The sequence below is a fragment of the Herbaspirillum sp. NPDC101397 genome (assembly GCF_044767325.1).
Lineage (GTDB): Bacteria > Pseudomonadota > Gammaproteobacteria > Burkholderiales > Burkholderiaceae_D > Herbaspirillum.
This window is the reverse complement of the sequence record NZ_JBIWNS010000006.1, coordinates 116147-134506: the sequence shown is the minus strand read 5'-3', so window position 1 is coordinate 134506 and position 18360 is coordinate 116147. Positions and strand designations below refer to the sequence as shown.

Below are 18360 nucleotides of genomic sequence, written 5' to 3'. Positions count from 1 at the left end.
GCCATGCAGAACACCGAACTTGATCCGACCCTGTCGGCGACGTTGGAAAAGGCCGGCAAGAACGCCATCACGCTGGTCATCGGCAACAAAAATTATTCCTCCTGGTCGATGCGCCCATGGGTGGTGCTGACGGCATTCGACATTCCGTTCCGCGAAATCCGCATCTGCCTCGACCAGCCCGACACCGCCAGCAAGATCGCCGAATATTCCGCCGCCGGCCGCGTGCCGGTGCTGCTCGACGGCCAGACCCATATCTGGGACTCGCTGGCCATCTGCGAATACCTGGCCGAACAATTCCCGGACCGCAAGCTCTGGCCGCAAGAGACCGCTGCGCGCGCCGTCGCGCGCAGCATCACGGCCGAAATGCATTCCGGCTTCACCGGCCTGCGCAGCGCCATGAGCATGGACATCCGCGGCAGCTATCCGGGCAAGGGCCGCACGGCCGAAGCGCAGGGCGACATCGGCCGCATCTGCGAAATCTGGGAAGACTGCCTGGCGCAGTTCGGCCATCACGAATTCCTGTTCGGCGACTTTTCGATCGCCGATGCCTTCTATGCACCCGTGGTGATGCGCTTCCGCAGCTACCACGTGTCGCTGGCGCCGGCGCTGCAAGCTTACGTTGACCGCGTGGTGGAACATCCCGCCGTGGCCAAGTGGATCGCCGAAGCGCTGGTCGAAAAAGAAGTCTTGCCCGACCATTGAGCCGCTGATGAAGATCTACGTCGTCGGCGGCGCGGTGCGCGATGAACTGCTCGGCTTGCCGGTGCAGGATCACGACTACGTGGTCGTCGGCGCCACGCCCGAAGACATGCTCGCACAGGGGTTCCGTCCGGTCGGGAAGGACTTCCCGGTGTTCCTGCATCCCGACACCCAGGAGGAATACGCGCTGGCGCGCACCGAACGCAAGACGGCCCCGGGCTACAAGGGATTCGTGTTCCATACCGACAGCGCTGTCACGCTCGAGCAGGACCTGGCGCGGCGCGACCTCACCATCAATGCCATCGCCAAGGGCGAAGACGGCGTGCTGGTCGATCCCTATCACGGCCAGGAAGATATCCGCCGACGCGTGTTCCGGCACGTCTCCGACGCGTTCGTCGAAGACCCGGTGCGCATCCTGCGCCTGGCGCGTTTCGCGGCGCGCTTTCCTGATTTCACGGTTGCGCCGGAAACCAATGCGCTGATGCAGAAGATGGTCGCCGCCGGCGAGGTCGACGCGCTGGTGCCTGAACGCGTGTGGCAGGAATTGGCGCGCGGCATGATGGAACAGACTCCCTCGCGCATGTTCGCCGTGCTGCGCGACTGCGGCGCCCTGGCGCGCATCCTGCCCGAACTGGACGCGCTATGGGGCGTGCCGCAACCGGCCAAATACCATCCCGAAATCGACACCGGCGTGCACGTCATGATGGTGCTCGACTATGCCGCCGGCCGCGGGTATTCGCTGGGCGTGCGCTTCGCCGCGCTCATGCACGATCTCGGCAAGGGCACCACGCCGCCCGATCTGTGGCCCAGCCATCACGGCCATGAAGGCCGCAGCGTCGAGCTGGTGCAAGGCATCTGTGACCGCCTCAAGGTGCCCAACGATTGCCGCGACGTGGCCGTGATCACCGCGCGCGAACATGGCAACGTCGGCCGCGCCTTCGAACTGCGCCCGGCCACCATCGTCAATCTGCTGGCGCGCTGCGACGGCTTCCGCAAGCCGGGGCGTTTTCACGACATGCTGCAGGCGTCAGAGTGCGACCGGCGCGGCCGCACCGGTTTTGAAGACGTCGCGTTTCCGCAGCTGGATTACCTCATGGGCGCTCTCAAGGCGGCCCAGGGTGTGGATGCCGGCGCCATCGCCGCAAAGTTCAAGGAGCAGCCGCAACGCATCCCGGAGGCAATCATGGCCGCGCGCACGGAAGCGGTGGCGGAATATGCCGCCACCAACGCGAGTTAAGCCGCCCCGCCCATGTCACCCTTCATCACGCAACTGCGCGCCAGGCTGGACCGCCTGAAGCACACACTCAGCGCCCTCGCCGAGGCATCGGAAAAGCCGATGATCCTGGTCAAGGAGCTGTCGCCGCGCGCGCGTCGGCATCTGCTGCGGCATTTCCTGGCGCTGGAAGAAAAAGACCGGCTGCTGCGTTTCGGCAGCAAGCTGTCCGATGAGCTGGTCACGCGCTATGTCGAAAACATCGATTTCTCCCGCGACACGATTTTCGGCGTCTACGATCGCAAGCTGCGCCTGCTGGGGGCCGGTCACCTGGCTTTCGCGCCGCGCGAGACATCCCCCGTCAGCGGCGCCACGCTCAAGGCGCGCGTCGCCGAGTTCGGCGTGTCCGTCTCGGCGGCAGCGCGCGGCATGGGCGTCGGCACCAAGCTGTTCGTGCGCGCCGCGATCCGTTGCCGCAACGCCGACGTCGACACGCTGTACATGCATTGCCTGTCGTCCAACAAGGTCATGATGCACATCGCCAAGAAAGCCGGCATGGAAATCCATCGAGACTACGGTGAAGCGGACGCCTACCTGAAGCTGCAGCCGGCCAATCCGGTCACGTTGTTCCAGGAAGCCATGGAAGAGCAGGTCGCCATGCTCGACTACATCATCAAGGCCAACATGCGCGCGCTGTTCAAATGGATCAGCAGGGTCTTCGGCATCGGCAAGCCGAAGGCCTGAACAGCGCCTGAGCCCGCCCGCCAACCGCGCAAGCATGCGGCCGCCGGAGCGAAATCGGCGATAATGGCGGCTTACAGGCATTTTCCAGCAGAACACATGAACAACTCCGCCAGCACCGACGACTTCTTTGCCAGCGTGGCCGCCAAGTCGGACAGCGGCGCCTTGCGCGGCGACTACAGCAACGCCGACAAGAACTTCGTCGTAGACCAGAACTGGGCCGCTTACACGCCCGCCCAACACGCGCTGTGGCGACGCCTGTACGAGCGCCAGGCAAAACTGATTCCGGACCGCGCCTGCGACGTCTTCCTCGACAGCATCAAGGCGCTCGACGTCTCGCAAGGCATTCCGCAATTCAACCGCACCACCGAGGCGCTGTACAAGGCCACCGGTTGGCAACTGGTCGCCGTGCCCGGGCTGGTGCCGGACCATACTTTCTTCGAGCATCTTGCCAACCGTCGCTTCCCGGTCACCGTGTGGCTGCGCGAAGAGAGCGAGTTCGACTACATCGTCGAACCGGACGTGTTCCACGATTTCTTCGGTCATGTGCCGCTGCTGTTCAATCCGGTGTTTGCCGATCATCTGCAGGAATACGGCAAGGGCGGCCTGAAAGCACTCAAGCTCGACGGCCTGGCCTTCCTGGCGCGCTTGTATTGGTACACGATCGAGTTCGGCCTGATCCAGAGTCCGGAAGGCTTGCGCATCTACGGCGCCGGCATCCTGTCGTCGGGCGGCGAGGTCGATTACGCTCTGCGCGGTTCACAGGATCAGCAGCCGAACCGCATCCCGTTCCAGGTCGAACGCGTCATGCGCACGCTGTACAAGATCGACTCCTACCAGGAAACCTATTTCGTCATCCGCGACTTCCAGCAATTGTTCGACGATACCGCGCCCGACTTCACCGCGCTGTACGAGCAACTGAAGGCGCAGGACGCCCTGCCGGCCAGCACCCTGTTGCCGGGCGAGCAAAACCTGCCCATAACCTGATCCGCAGCAACCGAACGCCGCCCCTGCCTTCCCGCAGGGGCTTTTTTTTCGCTGTCAGCGCATCGTCAGCCCCGCGTCCGCCATGCTGCGCCGTGCGTAGCGGCAATACGCCGCTTGTGCTACTGTAGCCGCATCAAAAGAACAGAACCATTCGCCCACAAGGCGGACGAGTTTTAAGCAGGATCTCGAACAGATCCATGTGCAAACAAAGACACGATTTTTGGCACGGAGACAATGCATGAACGCACCCCTACCTTCCAGTGAACGCCTGTTGCTGGATGACATTTCCCTGGACGACAAATATTCGCTGGAGCGCGGTCGCGTTTTCATGACCGGCATCCAGGCGCTGATACGGCTGCCGATGCTGCAGCGACAGCACGACCTCCAGGCCGGATTGAACACCGCCGGTTACGTCACCGGCTATCGCGGCTCGCCTTTGGGTACGGTCGACCAGACCGCCGCCAAGGCCAAGAAATATCTCGACGCCGCCCACGTCAAATTCCACCCCGGCATGAACGAAGACCTGGCCGCCACCGCCGTGTGGGGGACGCAGCAGGTCAACCTGTTCCCGGGCGCGCAATACGACGGCGTGTTTTCGCTGTGGTACGGCAAAGGCCCCGGCGTGGATCGCTGCGGCGACGTCTTCAAGCACGCCAACATGGCCGGCACCTCGCAGCACGGCGGCGTGCTGGTGATCGCCGGCGACGACCACGCCGCCAAGTCGTCCACCACCGCGCACCAGAGCGAACACATCCTCAAGGCTTGCGGCATCCCGGTGCTGTATCCGTCGTCGGTGCAGGAATACCTCGACTACGGCCTGCACGGCTGGGCCATGAGCCGCTACACCGGCCTGTGGGTGTCGCTCAAGTGCGTGACCGACATTGTCGAATCCGGCATGTCGGTGGAGATCGATCCGCAGCGCGTGCAGCCGATCATTCCCACCGATTTCGAATTGCCGTTGGGCGGCCTCAATATCCGCCAGCCCGACACCGTGCTTGAGCAAGAGACGCGCATGAACGTCTACAAGTGGTACGCCGCATTGGCCTATGCCCGCGTCAACAAGCTCAACCAGATCATCTGGGACAGTCCGCAGGCGCGCATCGGCATCGTCACCGCCGGCAAGTCCTATCTCGACACGCGCCAGGCGCTCTACGATCTCGGCATCGACGAGCAAGTCGCGCGCGACATCGGCATCCGCCTCTACAAGATCGGCATGACCTGGCCGCTGGAAGCCGAAGGCGTGCGCGAGTTCGCGCAAGGCCTCGATGAGATCCTGGTGGTCGAAGAGAAGCGCCAGATCCTCGAATACCAGATCAAGGAAGAGCTCTACAACTGGCGCGACGACGTGCGTCCGCGTGTGGTCGGCAAGTTCGACGACACCGGCGAATGGAGCGGCTCGCCGCGCGAAGGCCACGGCAACTGGCTACTGCCTGCAACTTACGAACTGAGCCCGGCGCAGATCGCACGCGCCATCGCTACGCGCATTTCCAAGTACTACGCCGGTCATCCGATCGAGCAGCGCGTCAAGGCGCGCATCGCTTTCCTCGAAGCCAAGGAAGCCACGCTCAACGTCAGCACCAAGCCCGATCCGAACAAGGACCGCATCCCGCATTTCTGTTCGGGTTGCCCGCACAACACCTCGACCAAGCTGCCCGACGGCAGCCGCGCGCTGGCCGGCATCGGCTGCCATTACATGGTGACCTGGATGGATCGCGAATCGACCATCTTTTCGCACATGGGCGGCGAGGGCGTGACCTGGGTCGGCCAGGCGCCGTTCACCAGCGAGAAACACGTCTTCTCCAACCTCGGCGACGGCACCTATTTCCATTCGGGTTTGCTGGCCGTGCGCGCTGCGGTGGCGGGCAAGGTCAACATGACTTACAAGATTCTGTACAACGATGCGGTCGCCATGACCGGCGGACAGGAGTTCGACGGCCCGCTCGATCCGGCCATGATCTCGCGCCAGCTGGCCGCCGAGAACGTGCGTCCGATCATCGTCGTCACCGACGAGCCGGATAAGTATCCCGCCGGCACGCCGTGGGCCGAAGGGGTGACTGTCCGTCATCGCAGCGAACTCGACGCCGTGCAGCGCGAATTGCGCGAAGTGCAGGGCGTGTCCGCCATGATCTACGACCAGACCTGCGCCTCGGAAAAGCGCCGCCGCCGCAAACGCGACGCCTATCCCGATCCGGCCAAGCGCGCCGTGATCAACGAAGCCGTGTGCGAAGGCTGCGGCGATTGCAGCGTGCAATCCAACTGCCTGTCGGTGGAGCCGCTGGAAACCGAATTCGGCCGCAAGCGCCAGATCAATCAATCGTCGTGCAACAAGGACTATTCCTGCGTGAACGGCTTCTGCCCGAGCTTCGTCACGGTGGAAGGCGGCAAGCTCAAAAAGGCCAAACGCGTGGCGGTTGAAAAGACCGAAGCCGCAGCGCAGGGACCATCCCTGCCCGAACCGCAATTGCCCTCCATGGGCGACACCTACGGCATCGTCGTCACCGGCATCGGCGGCACCGGCGTGATCACCATCGGCCAGATCCTGGCGATGGCGGCGCACGTCGAAGGCAAGGCCTGCTCGGTGCTCGACATGAGCGGCCTGGCGCAAAAGGGCGGACCGGTGATGTCGCACGTGCGTCTGTCCGAACGTCCCGACGATTTGTATTCGACGCGCGTGGGCACCGGTGCGGCGGATCTGGTGATCGGCTGCGACGTCATCGTCACCGCCAGCCGCGACGCCTTGTCGCGCATGGGCGAGGGACGCACGCACGCGGCCGTCAATTCCACCCGCATGCCGACCGCGGCTTTCGTGCGCAATCCGGACTGGCAGTTCCCGGCGGAGTCAGCCGAGGGCAGCATCCAGAGCGCCTGCGGCACGGAACGCGTGGCCCTGATCGACGCCGGCAACATCGCCACCGCACTGATGGGCGACGCCATCGCGACCAACATGTTCATGCTCGGTTATGCATGGCAACGCGGCTGGGTGCCGCTGTCGGAAGGCGCGCTTCTCAAGGCCATCGAACTGAACGCCTTGTCGGTCGAGTTCAACAAGCAAGCCTTCGGCTGGGGCCGCGCCGCCGCGCACGACGCCGACATGGTGGCGCAAGCCGCCCGTCGCAACGGGATGACGGCGCAGGTGATCGACTTCAAACGGCCGCCTTCGCTGGAGGAAGTGCTGGCCAAGCGGATCGACTTCCTCACGCAATACCAGAACGCCGCTTATGCGCGCCAGTACAGCGATTTCGTCGCGCAGGCGCAGCATGCGGAAGCCGCACTGGGCGAAGCCGGCAAGGCGATGAAGCTCAGCACGGCGGTGGCGACTTACCTGTTCAAGCTGATGGCGTACAAGGATGAATATGAAGTCGCGCGCCTCTACACCGCGCCTGCCTTCCGCGAAAAGATCGCCGCCATGTTCGAGGGCGACTACCAGTTGAAATTCCACCTGGCGCCGCCGCTGCTGGCCAAGCATGACAACAACGGTCATCTGATCAAGAAACAATACGGCCCATGGATGATGCGCGCCTTCGGCGTGCTGGCCAAGCTGCGCTTCCTGCGTGGTACGCCGCTGGACGTGTTCGGCTACACCGACGAGCGCAAGCAGGAGCGTGCGCTGATCGCCGAATACTGCAAGACGGTCGGCGGTTTGTTAAGCAAACTCAGCGCCGACAACCTGGCGCAGGCTGTGGCGATTGCGCGCATTCCGGAAGATATCCGCGGCTATGGCCATGTCAAGGAGCGCCACCTGAAGGCGGCGAAACAGAAGGAGGCGGATCTGCTGCGCATGTTTGACGCAGGGCAAAAGCCGAAGACGCCGGAAGGCGGGCAGAAGGCGGCGTAAGCCTTTACGCCGACGCTGTCGCAACACTCGCCGTCGTCCCGGGCAATGCCGGGACGACGGCGTTTTTATTTCGCGGCTTGGAAGAGATTAGGAAGTGGCAGTGAGCCTGCCGCCGCTGACACGTTCGATCCCGGCCAGGTCGCGCCAGCTTTGCACTTCGGCGAAACCGCGCTGCTCCAGCAGCTTGCGCACGGCCTCTGACTGATCGTAGCCGTGTTCCATCAACAGCCATCCGTCCGCTTTCAGATAAGTCGCCGCACCGTCGATGATGATGCGCAGCGCCGACAAGCCGTCAGCGTGATCGGTCAATGCGCTGATCGGTTCGAAGCGCAAATCCCCCTGCGACAAGTGCACGTCGCCGGCGACGATGTAAGGCGGATTGGAAACGATCAGGTCGAGATACGGAGCCGTGGCGTCGCCCAGCGCGGCGTACCAGTCGCTGCGCAAAAACTCTACCTTTGCATCATGCCGTTGCGCATTCCCTGCAGCGACCTTCAGCGCGCCTTCACTGACGTCGAGCGCTGTCATGGAGACATCCGGCCGCGTGTGCGCAATGGCCACCGCGATGGCGCCGGAGCCGGTGCCCATGTCGAGCGCCCGGCCGTGTTGCGGCAAGCGCTCCAGCGCCAGCTCCACCAGCAATTCGGTGTCGGGACGCGGGATCAGGACATCCGCTGTGACCTGCATCGCCAGGCCGAAGAACTCGCGCTCACCGACGATGTAGGCGATCGGCTCGCCTTGCAGGCGACGACGGAACAGCGCGCTCAGTTGCGCCGCTTCATCGGGTGTAAGTTGACGTTCGGATTGGGTGATCAGCTGGATGCGCGTCAGTTGCAGCGCATGGCCGATCAGGATGCGATTTTCCAGCGAGTCGAGCGGGGCGTTGCGCAGCGCCTCGGCCAGGCTGACGCCTGGCCGGATGTCCGGAAAATCAGTCACGGAAAATCAACCGCGCTTGACGATGCGACGCACCAGCACGATCGCGATAATGGCGAACCAGATCAGCGACCACTGCGGAATCGATAGCCCGAGGAAAGGATACGGATTGGCGCACAGACCGTCAGCCTTGAACAGCGTCGGGAACAGCGTCGCCGTCGGGATGGTGTTGAGCGACGTTTCCAGCGGATCGATGCCGCAGGATGTGCCCGGATGCGCCTGCACCCACAGGTGCCAGCCGGCGGTGGCGATACCGCCCAGCGCAGCCAGCGTGCCGAGGCCGGCGCCAAGCTTGGCAGAGCCGGGTGGCAGGAAGGCGAAGATGATGCAGATGATGGCGATGGCGACGAAGATGTAGCGCTGGATGATGCACAGCGGACACGGCATCATCTCTTCGACGATTTGCAAATAGAGAGCGGCGCCGAGCAGGGCGATGCACAACAGGGCGACTGACAGGAACAGGGATTTGGACGATTTCATGGGCGTTTGATTTTGATGTTGTTCGGAATTAGAACTCATTTCCTGAATATCCGCGAGTGCGAACGATCCTGTTTGGGAGGTAGTGCAAGGCGTGTCGCGCAGCCAAGGGTGGTTCCCTTGGCAAGCGGCGCAACGCAGCAATACACCCAAACAGGACGTTCCCGAAGGGTTTGCTCCAGAAAGGGCACTGGCTGCGTTGCGCTCCTTGCGCGTGGCACCGCCACGCGACGCGTCGCACGCCTTGCCAGCGCCCTTTCTGGCGCAAACGCATCTCACGGATATTCAGGAAATGAGTTCTATAGCCTAAGCTGTACCCTCAGAGGGGGCCTGGTGAAATTGGTTCCGGCGCTGCTGCATTGTGCCACAGCCCGCGACAATGCTGGGTTACTGGACGATCGTGCTGAACAATCGTCACTGTTTATTCGTCGCCCAGTTGCGCCAGCAATTCAGCCTGATGCTCGGTAATGAGCGCATTGGTCAGCTCTTCCAGATCACCGTCCATGATGAAATCCAGCTTGTACAGCGTCAGGTTGATGCGGTGGTCCGTCATGCGGCCCTGCGGGAAATTGTAGGTGCGGATGCGCTCGCTGCGGTCACCTGAGCCGATCAGCGATTTGCGCGTGGCGGCTTCCTTGGATTGCTGTTCACGCAGTTGCACGTCCTTGATGCGCGCCGCCAGCACCTTCAGCGCCGAGGCCTTGTTCTTGTGCTGGCTGCGGTCGTCCTGGCATTCCACCACGATGCCTGTCGGCATGTGCGTGATACGCACCGCCGAGTCGGTCTTGTTGATGTGCTGACCGCCCGCGCCCGAGGCGCGGTAAGTGTCGATGCGGATATCGGCCGGATTGATGTCGACGTCTTCGACTTCATCGGCTTCCGGCATCACGGCCACGGTACAGGCCGAGGTGTGGATGCGCCCCTGGGTTTCGGTGGCCGGCACGCGCTGCACGCGGTGGCCGCCGGATTCGAACTTCAGGCGTGAATATGCGCCGAAACCGGCGATGCGCACGATCACTTCCTTGTAGCCGCCGACTTCCGAATCGGAGGCCGACATCATCTCCACCTGCCAGCGATTGCGCTCGGCGAAGCGCGTGTACATGCGCAGCAGGTCACCGGCGAACAGCGCCGATTCGTCGCCGCCGGTGCCGGCGCGGATTTCCAGGAAGATGTTGCGCTCGTCGTTGGGATCCTTCGGCAGCAGCATCTTTTGCAGGTCCGTCTCCAGCGCGTCCATGCGCGCCTTGGCGCCGTTGATTTCTTCCTGCGCGAATTCCTTCATGTCTGGATCCGACAGCAGCTCCTGTGCCGTGACGATGTCGTTCGCGGCCTGTGAATAGGTCAGGTACAGCGCCACCAGCGGACCGAGCTCGGCGTGTTCGCGCGTCATCTTGCGATAGTTGTCTATGTCGGACGTGGCTTCCTGCTGCATCAGCAGGTTGTTGAGTTCTTCCAGCCGTTCGGCGAGCTGGTCGAGTTTGGCGAGCATGGAGGGTTTCATGGACTGACTTTACTAAATGAGGGGGTGATGCGATGCCCGCGTTACAAGCAGGGGGCAGAGAATGCCGGCGATCGCAAGGATGCCGGCCGGCGAACGAAGTCGCTAACGTTTGGTGCGGAACAGTTGCGGCAGCAGCTGGACCAGATGTGCGCGCTCGTCGCCTTGCGCGTGATGCAGGGCCTGTTGCGGGCCATGCAGGAATTTGGCGGTGAGTCCCCGGGACAGCGCATCGAGCACGGCGTCCATGTCTTCGCCCTTGGCCAGCAGCTTGCGCGCGCGTTCGAGCTCGGCCAGGCGCAGCGTTTCGCCGGCGTCGTGCAGGTCCTGGATCACCGGCACCACGGCGCGGGTGTCGATCCAGTGCATGAAGGACTGCACGCGGGTTTCGATGATGGCTTCAGCTTGCGCGACGGCGGCCTGGCGGTTTTCGACGCCGCTCTGCACGACCGAGGCAAGGTCGTCAACGGTGTACAGGAAGACGTCGTCGAGGCGGCCGACTTCGGATTCGATATCGCGCGGCACGGCCAGGTCGACCATGAAAATCGGTTTGTGGCGGCGCGCCTTGACGGCGCGCTCGACCAGGCCGAGGCCGATGATCGGCAGCGACGAGGCAGTACAGGACACCACAATGTCGAACTTCGACAATTGCGTCGGCAGATCGGCCAGGCGCAGCGCCGCGCCGTTGAAGCGATGTGCCAGCGTCTCGCCGCGTTCCAGCGTGCGGTTGGCAACGGTCAGCGATTTCGGATTCTGCGCGGCGAAGTGGGTGGCGCACAATTCGATCATTTCACCGGCGCCGATGAACAGCACGTGCTGGCCCGAGATTGAATCGAAAATCCGTTGCGACAAGCGCACCGCAGCGGCGGCCATCGACACGCTGTGCGCGCCGATCTCGGTGGTGCTGCGGACTTCCTTGGCGACCGCGAAGGTGCGCTGGAACAGTTGATGCAAATAGGTGCCGAGCCCGCCGGCGGCGTCCGCCTGGCGCACGGCGTCCTTCATCTGGCCGAGGATCTGCGGTTCGCCCAACACCATCGAGTCGAGCCCGGAGGCGACGCGGAAGGCGTGACGCACGGCATTGTCCTGCGGCAAGGCATACAGGAAGGGGCGTAGTTCGGCGTAGGAAAGCTTGTGGTAATCGGCGAGGAAATGCGCGGTACTGTCGATGGCGGCATCGACGCCGCCTGCGGCAGCGGTGCTGGCGGCGTACAGCTCGGTGCGGTTGCAGGTCGACAGGATCGCCGCTTCGCCGGTCTGCGCCAGATTGGCGCTCAGGTCTCCGCGCCCGAACCAGGCCCGCGCAGACGCCACCGCCTGGCCGATCTGGTCGGCCGGGAACGCCACTTTTTCGCGCAGGGAAACCGGCGCGGTAGTGTGGTTCAGTCCGACGGCAAGCAAGTGCATGGCGACTCTAGGGTTGTCGAGCTAATACAGCGCGAAAAATGGGGGAATATCAACTCGATATTATACCCGCTGCGGGTAAAGGGGTTTTGAAGTGTATCAATAATGACTATTTATGCACGCTATGAGCCGACGCGGGCGTGTATGGTCAATTTTTGCATGTGGGAAACAATTTCCAGGGCGTAACGCTCCGGCTGTTCCAGGTCGGGAAAATGCCCGCAATCGCCGAACTGCACGATCTCCGCTTGCGGCAGGCAATCGCGCAGCGATTCCGGCGGCGTGGCGCGGTGAGATCGATCAAGATTGCCCCAGACCAGCGTGCAGGGGGTGTCCGGCAAGGTGCCGAGCGAGGTTTCGCGCAACAGTCCCTGCACCACGCCCGCCAGGCAGAAGCAGCCGCCGGCATCGAACGAGCGGCGTGCAATTTCCTGAAGCGCGCCGGCATCCGCGCCGGCCGACAAGGCGCTGCGATACCACAGCTGCGCCAGTTTGCGACGGGCCAGCCAGGTGATCAATTGTCCCGCTATTGGCACGCGCAAGGGTCGTGGAATCATCCGGTAGGCCCACACCTGCATCGCCGCCAGCGCGGGCGTTTGCGTCAGCATCAGGCTGGCGATGCGCGCCGGCGCCAGCTGCGCCGCGCGGATCGCATACAGGCCGTTGGCGCAGCTGAAGGCCAGCGTGGCGCGCTCAATCTGCAATTGATCCAGCACTGCCAGCACCACGCGCGCGCCATGGTCCAGCGAGTGGGTGTAATCCGGGGCCGGCAATGAAAAGCCGAATCCCGGCATGTCGAAGCAGACCACGCGGAAATGCGGCGCCAGCAAGTCGACCAGGCGTTGATAGTGGGCCACGACATTGGGGCCATCAGGCGTGAAGACGATGCAGGGGCGGTCGTCGTCGCCGCAAGCCGAGTCGGTCAGGTGCACGCGTCCGGCAGCGGTGTCGACAAAGCGGCCGTGGCGAAGCGCAGGATCGCGCGCCACCGATGCCGCAATACGGGTGAGGAGATGATCGGTGCGCGCGCCGGACACGGTCTGCTATTTCCTTGGCGCTGGCGCGTCCAGCCGCTCCAGCTGGTAGCCATAGCCGTACACGGTGCTGAGCCGGTAGCCGTTCTCCGGCTTGAGCGCGAGCTTGCTGCGCACGCGCGAGATGTGGGTGTCGATGGTGCGGGTCGGCACGGCGTTGTCGTCCTCCGCGCCCCAGACGCTTTCCTGCAGGGTGACGCGCGACAGCGGCCGGCCGAGGCCGGCGAACAGCAGCAGCGCCAGCGCGAATTCCTTTTGCGTCAACGTGACCGGTACGCCCGCGTGTGTGACCAGATTGGCCGGCGTTTCAAAGCGGTAATCGCCGAATTGCTGCACCTGCCGCTCGTCGTGACCGGGATAGGCGCGCTGCAGCAGCAAGGCCACGCGCGCGGCAAGGGCGTGGCGGCGCAAGGGCTTGAACTCGCTCTCGACCAGCCGCCGGCCGGCGTATTCGGATAACGCCGCCCGCTCGGCAAGCGCGTCGCCTGCCAGCAGCAGCACCGGCAGCGTCGTCGCCGCTTGCACGATTTCAGCCAGATGTTCCCCGGCGTCGGCTACATCCACGATCAGCAATTGCGCCTGCGCACGGCGCAGGTCCGCGCGCTGCTGCACGGCTTCGCAGTCGTGCGCAGGCAGGCTGCGTGCGATCAGGGCGAGGTCGTCGGCGGAGCGGCTGAAGATGGAAATGTGCATGGCATGCAGGGAGAAGTTTTCGGCGGCGATGAATCCGGCCCCCGAAAAGCACCGCGCCGGATCAAGTCCGGCGCGGTGAGAAGGAGCTTAAGGCGCGTCGGCGTCCGGCAGCACCACGTTCACGTCGAGCACTTCCAGGTTGCCCTGGCGGTCGAGCGAGATCTTGATGTCGTCGGCGTTGACCTTGGTGTACTTGGAAATCACCTCGATCAGTTCCTTGTGCAGCGCCGGCAGGAAGTCATAGCCCTGGCCCTGGCGACCGCCGCGCTCGCGCGCGATGATGATCTGCAGGCGTTCCTTGGCGGCCGTGGCGCTTTTTGCCTTGGGCGGAAACAGGAAGGAAAGCAAAGCCATGTCATTTACCTCCGAAAATACGCTGGAGCAGGCCCGGCTTTTCATAGCTGATGAAGCGCAGCGGCAGGTCTTCACCGAGGAAGCGGCTGACCAGGTCCTGGTAGGCCTCGGACACGTCGGTCTCTTTCAGATGAATCGCAGGATTACCCTGGTTGGACGCGTGCAGCACCGACTCCGATTCAGGAATGATGCCGATCAGCGGGATGCGCAGGATTTCCTGCACGTCGGTGTACGACAGCATTTCGCCGGCTTCGACGCGCTTGGGCGAATAGCGGGTGATCAGCAGGTGTTCCTTGACCGGCTCGCCGCCGCTCAGGGCGCGGCGCGACTTGGCCTGGATGATGCCGAGGATGCGGTCCGAATCGCGCACCGAGGAGACTTCCGGATTGGTCACGATGATCGCTTCGTCGGCGAAGGTCAGCGCCATCACGGCGCCGTGTTCGATCCCGGCCGGCGAATCGCAGATGATGTACTCGAAGTCCATCTTTTGCAGGTCGCCCAGCACGCGTTCCACGCCTTCTTCCGACAGCGCGTCCTTGTCGCGGGTTTGCGAGGCCGGCAGGATGAACAGGTTGTCGCAGTGCTTGTCCTTGATCAGGGCCTGGTTCAACGTGGCTTCCTGATTGACGACATTGATCAGGTCGTACACCACGCGGCGTTCGCAGCCCATGATCAGATCGAGATTGCGCAGGCCGACGTCGAAGTCGATGACGACGGTCTTGTGTCCGCGCAGGGCCAGACCCGATGCGAAACTGGCGCTCGACGTCGTTTTGCCGACGCCGCCTTTACCGGATGTCACAACGATGATTTTTGCCACAAAAGACTCCTTAGAAGATCAGATTTGAATACTTGATGATGCGAATACTAAATTATTTGCTGGTATTGATCGGCAGCACGTCGATGCGGTCACCGGTCAGGCGCACCTGCACCTGTTTCTGCGCCAGTTCGGGCGGATGACCGTTCTCGAAGGTACGGTAGACGCCGGCAATCGACACCAGTTCCGCTTCCAGGCTCGCCGCGAAGATGCGGGCGCCGGTATTGCCGCTGGCGCCGGCCAGGGCGCGGCCGCGCAGCGGGGCGTAGACGTGGATGCTGCCGTCGGCGATGATCTCGGCGCCGTTGTTGACCGCCGCCATGATCACCAGGTCGGCGCCACGGGCGTAGATGCGCTGGCCTGCACGCACCGGCGTGTCGATGATCATCGTGGCGGCCGTCGGTGCAACCGGCGCGGCCTGAACTTGCACAGAAGCGGCAGCCGGAGCCGCGGCCGCAGCTACAGCAACCGGCTTGGGCGCTTCCTCTGCAACAACAGCGGTTTCGGTTTCCTGCTGCTGTGGCGGACGTGGTGCGCCGCCGTCGATGGACAGTCCCTGCGCGGCGATCTCGGCGTGCAGTTCTTCCGGCGCATTGCGCACGGCCACCGCGTTGAGGCGATAGCGCTTGAACAAAGCCACCAGCGCAGTCCAGTCGATGCCCGCAGCGCCGCTGTCCAGCGCGCCGATGTCGATCACGGCGAATTCGTCTTCAAAGAAGTCGGACACGCCGCCGGTCATGTCCTTGAGGGCCTGGTCCAGCGCCGCCGGATCGGTTTCGTGCAGGATCGCGGAAATGGCGACCACCGTGGATATCTTGATGTCGATCGGTTTACGAGCTTTTTGCATAAGTTGTTCAGTGCCCGCGTTTTCCCGGTGGGAAAACTGCAGGTTCATTGCGTTCGGGGAGGTTCCGTCTGGCGCGAGGCCGGTGTTGGTTTGGCATTATACAGTCAGCGCGCCGGCGCGATAGAGGCCATCGGCGGCACTCAGGCCTCCAGCAAGGTCTTGAGGGCCTCCAGGTCGCGCGTCACCCAGGCGGTGTCGTCATTGAACCTGGCGTCATCCATCTCCGGCTGGCGGAACAGGGTGAAAGTCAGCTCGCAGCCGTCGCCGTTGGCCACCGCGCGCATCGGGATGGCCACGCTCTGGCCGGAAGCCAGCACCACCTCATGATCGAGCACGCCGAAGTCGTTGGCCGGTGCAAAACGGACTTCCAGCTTGCCTTCCGGGGTGTCGGCGAACCATTTTCCATCGACTTGCTGTATGCCCTTGCCGAGGCCGGAAGCCCATTTCGGCATGTTTTCCGGATTGGCGACGAAGCGGTAGACGTCCTGTACGGGACGTTCGATGGTGACGTGCAGGAGGCGGGTGGGAAGCGGCTTGGGCATGGCGAATCTCCTTGGACAAGGAGGCCATTATGCAGCGCAGGAGATAAAACAAGCAGACAAAAAAAAGCCGGGGACGGTAAGTCCCCGGCAGCTTGCTACATTGGCAAGTCAGGTGGGCGGACGATCAGCCCGGTACCTTGCCTTCCACGCCTTCGACGTAGAACTTCACGCCGTGCAGGAAGCCGTCATCGGCAACCGCATCCTTGGCGACTTGTTCCTTGCCGGTGTTGTCCTTGATCGGACCCTTCCAGATCGGGGCGGAGCCGTCGGCGATGCCCTTCTTGCGCTCTTCCACCAGTGCCTTGACGTCGGCCGGCAGTTCAGGATTGAAGCCGCCCAGGTCGATGCCGTTTTCCTTCAGGCCGAGCCAGGTCGTGCTGGTCTTCCACGAACCGTCCAGCACCGCTTGCACGCGCGCCGTGTAGTACACGCCCCAGTTGATCATCGATGCCGCCAGATGGGCCTTCGGGCCGAAGCTGGTCATGTCGCTGTCCCAGCCGAATGCGTAGACGCCTTTTTCCTGCGCGGTCTGGACCACGGCGGCGGAGTCGGTGTTTTGCATCAGCACGTCGACGCCCTGGCCGATCAGCGTGGTGGCGGCTTCACGTTCCTTGCCCGGATCGAACCACTTGTTGACCCAGACCACGCGCGTGGTGGCTTTCGGATTGATCGAGCGCGCACCCAAGGTGAAAGCGTCGATGTTGCGGACCACTTCAGGAATCGGCACCGAAGCGACCACGCCCAATTTGCCCGACTTGCTCATCTTGCCGGCGACCACGCCTGCCAGGTAAGCGCCTTCATAGGTGCGCACGTCGTATTGCGCCAGGTTGTCGGCGGTCTTGAAGCCGGTGGCGTGTTCGAACTTGACGTCCGGGAATTCCTTGGCGACCTTCAGCATCGCTTCCATGTAGCCGAAGGTGGTGCCGAAGATCAGCTTGTTGCCGTCGGTGGCCAGCTGGCGCATCACGCGCTCGGCGTCGGCTGCCGACTCAGGGACGTTTTCCACGAAGGTGGTCTTGACCTTGTCGCCGAACTTGGCTTCGACCGCCTTGCGGCCGTTGTCGTGGGCGAAGGTCCAGCCGGCGTCGCCGACCGGGCCGATGTAGACGAAGGCAACCTTCAGCGGTTCGGCCGCGGCCGGCGCTGCAGCGGCAGGCGCAGGTGCGGCTGCTGCTGCGGGAGCTGCTTCTTCTTTTTTGCCGCAGCCGATCAAGGTGGCGGCTGCCAGTGTGGCGAGCATCGCAATCGATGCCCTGCGCGAAATCTTCATACTTTCTCTCCCTGGTGAAAAATCAAAATCGATTCAATTAAAAATGCGCTACACAAATTCACTGCAAAACGAACTGTAAAAACCAACAACAAAATCAGGATGCTCCCGGGCGGAACGGCTTGCCCAGCGAGGCCGGCATGTTCAGGCGGATCCAGTCCGGATTGCGCGAGATCAGCGCCAGCACCACGATGGTGGCGACATAGGGCAGCATCGACAGGATCTGCGACGGAATCGTCACGCCGACGCCCTGCAGATAAAACTGCAAAATCGTCACGCCGCCGAACAGCAGCGAACCCAGCAAGACCCGTGCCGGACGCCAGGTGGCGAAGGCGGTCAACGCCAGCGCGATCCAGCCGCGACCGGAGACCAGGCCTTCGACCCACATCGGTGTATAGACCAGCGACAGATACGCGCCGGCCAGGCCGCAGCAGGCGCCGCCGAACAGCAGCGCGAGGAAGCGGATGCCGCGTACCGAATAGCCCAGTGCATGGGCCGACTCCGGCGACTCGCCGACCGCGCGCAGGATCAGGCCGGCGCGCGTGCGGTACAGGAACCAGGCAATCGCCGCGCACAGCAGCAGCGCGACATAAGCCATCCAGTGCTGGGTGAAGAAGGCGGGGCCGACGAACGGAATATTGTTCAGGCCGGGAATGCCGGTGCTTTGCGACGGCAGGGCGAGGCCGACGAAACGCTGGCCGATGAATGCCGACAGTCCGGCGCCGAAGATCGACAGCGCCAGCCCGGTGGCGACCTGGTTGGTCGCCAGAATCAGCGCCAGCCACGAAAACAGCGTCGCCATCAGCATGCCGCACAGCGCGCCGGCGAGGAAGCCCAGCAGCGGGCTCTTGGTGGTGTAGCCGACTGCGAAACCGGCGATGGCCGCGACCAGCATCATGCCTTCCGCGCCGAGGTTGAGCACGCCGGCGCGTTCGTTGATCAGCAGGCCGATGGCCGCCAGCAGCAGCGGCGTGCCGGCGTTGATCGAGGCCGCGATGAGAGGAGCGAGTTGGTCCATGTTT

General features: G+C 63.4%; 17 protein-coding genes. 5 read left to right on the top strand and 12 right to left on the bottom strand.

Annotated elements, in window-relative coordinates:
* The first annotated feature begins 3 nt into the window (after window positions 1–3).
* The 5 genes from ACIROW_RS15715 to ACIROW_RS15695 all read left to right on the top strand — a co-directional run bounded on the left by ACIROW_RS15715 (window position 4) and on the right by ACIROW_RS15695 (window position 7475).
* The gene (locus ACIROW_RS15715; protein ID WP_402277217.1) at window positions 4–702 is read left to right on the top strand and encodes a glutathione S-transferase family protein; all 699 of its coding nucleotides are present in this window, start codon (window positions 4–6) and stop codon (window positions 700–702) included.
* 7 nt (window positions 703–709) lie between these two features.
* The gene (locus ACIROW_RS15710) at window positions 710–1936 is read left to right on the top strand and encodes a multifunctional CCA addition/repair protein (RefSeq protein WP_402277215.1); all 1227 of its coding nucleotides are present in this window, start codon (window positions 710–712) and stop codon (window positions 1934–1936) included.
* A gap of 12 nt (window positions 1937–1948) precedes the next feature.
* Window positions 1949–2656 (top strand): GNAT family N-acetyltransferase, encoded by a 708-nt coding sequence (locus ACIROW_RS15705; protein ID WP_402277213.1) that lies wholly within the window; start codon window positions 1949–1951, stop codon window positions 2654–2656.
* 96 nt (window positions 2657–2752) lie between these two features.
* Window positions 2753–3640, top strand: a complete 888-nt coding sequence (gene phhA / locus ACIROW_RS15700; protein WP_402277211.1) for a phenylalanine 4-monooxygenase — start codon at window positions 2753–2755, stop codon at window positions 3638–3640.
* Window positions 3641–3878: 238 nt separating this feature from the next.
* A complete protein-coding gene (locus ACIROW_RS15695) occupies window positions 3879–7475 on the top strand; it encodes an indolepyruvate ferredoxin oxidoreductase family protein (RefSeq protein ID WP_402277209.1) in 3597 nt (1198 codons plus the stop codon).
* Window positions 7476–7562: 87 nt separating this feature from the next.
* On the opposite strand, the gene prmC is transcribed toward ACIROW_RS15695, so the two are convergent.
* The 12 genes from prmC to ACIROW_RS15635 all read right to left on the bottom strand — a co-directional run bounded on the left by prmC (window position 7563) and on the right by ACIROW_RS15635 (window position 18356).
* On the bottom strand, window positions 7563–8414 hold the full coding sequence (prmC, locus tag ACIROW_RS15690; protein WP_402277207.1) for a peptide chain release factor N(5)-glutamine methyltransferase: 852 nt from the start codon (window positions 8412–8414) through the stop codon (window positions 7563–7565).
* Between the two features lie 6 nt (window positions 8415–8420).
* A complete protein-coding gene (locus ACIROW_RS15685) occupies window positions 8421–8891 on the bottom strand; it encodes a disulfide bond formation protein B (RefSeq protein WP_116434367.1) in 471 nt (156 codons plus the stop codon).
* Window positions 8892–9309: 418 nt separating this feature from the next.
* Complete coding sequence (gene prfA / locus ACIROW_RS15680; RefSeq protein ID WP_402277204.1) at window positions 9310–10389, bottom strand: peptide chain release factor 1; 1080 nt, start codon at window positions 10387–10389, stop codon at window positions 9310–9312.
* Between the two features lie 102 nt (window positions 10390–10491).
* Window positions 10492–11793 carry a glutamyl-tRNA reductase gene (gene hemA, locus ACIROW_RS15675; protein WP_402277203.1) on the bottom strand — a complete coding sequence of 434 codons (1302 nt, stop codon included), beginning with the start codon at window positions 11791–11793 and terminating at the stop codon, window positions 10492–10494.
* Window positions 11794–11912: 119 nt separating this feature from the next.
* Complete coding sequence (locus tag ACIROW_RS15670) at window positions 11913–12824, bottom strand: alpha/beta fold hydrolase (protein WP_402277201.1); 912 nt, start codon at window positions 12822–12824, stop codon at window positions 11913–11915.
* 6 nt (window positions 12825–12830) lie between these two features.
* On the bottom strand, window positions 12831–13514 hold the full coding sequence (locus ACIROW_RS15665; protein WP_402277199.1) for a DNA-binding response regulator: 684 nt from the start codon (window positions 13512–13514) through the stop codon (window positions 12831–12833).
* A gap of 87 nt (window positions 13515–13601) precedes the next feature.
* The gene (minE, locus tag ACIROW_RS15660; protein ID WP_050476381.1) at window positions 13602–13868 is read right to left on the bottom strand and encodes a cell division topological specificity factor MinE; all 267 of its coding nucleotides are present in this window, start codon (window positions 13866–13868) and stop codon (window positions 13602–13604) included.
* A gap of 1 nt (window position 13869) precedes the next feature.
* Complete coding sequence (gene minD, locus ACIROW_RS15655; protein ID WP_402277197.1) at window positions 13870–14685, bottom strand: septum site-determining protein MinD; 816 nt, start codon at window positions 14683–14685, stop codon at window positions 13870–13872.
* A gap of 52 nt (window positions 14686–14737) precedes the next feature.
* Entirely contained in the window at window positions 14738–15529 is a 792-nt protein-coding gene (minC, locus tag ACIROW_RS15650) for a septum site-determining protein MinC (protein ID WP_402277195.1), read from the bottom strand.
* Between the two features lie 140 nt (window positions 15530–15669).
* Window positions 15670–16071, bottom strand: coding sequence for an SRPBCC family protein (locus ACIROW_RS15645; protein WP_402277193.1), 402 nt, complete (start codon window positions 16069–16071; stop codon window positions 15670–15672).
* Between the two features lie 124 nt (window positions 16072–16195).
* Window positions 16196–17341, bottom strand: coding sequence for a BMP family ABC transporter substrate-binding protein (locus tag ACIROW_RS15640; protein WP_402277191.1), 1146 nt, complete (start codon window positions 17339–17341; stop codon window positions 16196–16198).
* 94 nt (window positions 17342–17435) lie between these two features.
* Window positions 17436–18356, bottom strand: a complete 921-nt coding sequence (locus ACIROW_RS15635) for an ABC transporter permease (RefSeq protein WP_402277189.1) — start codon at window positions 18354–18356, stop codon at window positions 17436–17438.
* Window positions 18357–18360: the final 4 nt, after the last annotated feature.

Excerpts from the sequence above, each read along its gene's own strand:
- ACIROW_RS15640 (WP_402277191.1), bottom strand. The coding sequence starts at position 17,341 with ATGAAGATTTCGCGCAGGGCATCGATTGCGATGCTCGCCACACTGGCA.
- ACIROW_RS15695 (WP_402277209.1), top strand. The coding sequence starts at position 3,879 with ATGAACGCACCCCTACCTTCCAGTGAACGCCTGTTGCTGGATGACATT.
- ACIROW_RS15645 (WP_402277193.1), bottom strand. The coding sequence starts at position 16,071 with ATGCCCAAGCCGCTTCCCACCCGCCTCCTGCACGTCACCATCGAACGT.
- ACIROW_RS15705 (WP_402277213.1), top strand. The coding sequence starts at position 1,949 with ATGTCACCCTTCATCACGCAACTGCGCGCCAGGCTGGACCGCCTGAAG.
- ACIROW_RS15665 (WP_402277199.1), bottom strand. The coding sequence starts at position 13,514 with ATGCACATTTCCATCTTCAGCCGCTCCGCCGACGACCTCGCCCTGATC.
- phhA (WP_402277211.1), top strand. The coding sequence starts at position 2,753 with ATGAACAACTCCGCCAGCACCGACGACTTCTTTGCCAGCGTGGCCGCC.
- ACIROW_RS15715 (WP_402277217.1), top strand. The coding sequence starts at position 4 with ATGCAGAACACCGAACTTGATCCGACCCTGTCGGCGACGTTGGAAAAG.
- minE (WP_050476381.1), bottom strand. The coding sequence starts at position 13,868 with ATGGCTTTGCTTTCCTTCCTGTTTCCGCCCAAGGCAAAAAGCGCCACG.
- prfA (WP_402277204.1), bottom strand. The coding sequence starts at position 10,389 with ATGAAACCCTCCATGCTCGCCAAACTCGACCAGCTCGCCGAACGGCTG.
- ACIROW_RS15710 (WP_402277215.1), top strand. The coding sequence starts at position 710 with ATGAAGATCTACGTCGTCGGCGGCGCGGTGCGCGATGAACTGCTCGGC.
- ACIROW_RS15635 (WP_402277189.1), bottom strand. The coding sequence starts at position 18,356 with ATGGACCAACTCGCTCCTCTCATCGCGGCCTCGATCAACGCCGGCACG.
- hemA (WP_402277203.1), bottom strand. The coding sequence starts at position 11,793 with ATGCACTTGCTTGCCGTCGGACTGAACCACACTACCGCGCCGGTTTCC.
- minC (WP_402277195.1), bottom strand. The coding sequence starts at position 15,529 with ATGCAAAAAGCTCGTAAACCGATCGACATCAAGATATCCACGGTGGTC.
- ACIROW_RS15685 (WP_116434367.1), bottom strand. The coding sequence starts at position 8,891 with ATGAAATCGTCCAAATCCCTGTTCCTGTCAGTCGCCCTGTTGTGCATC.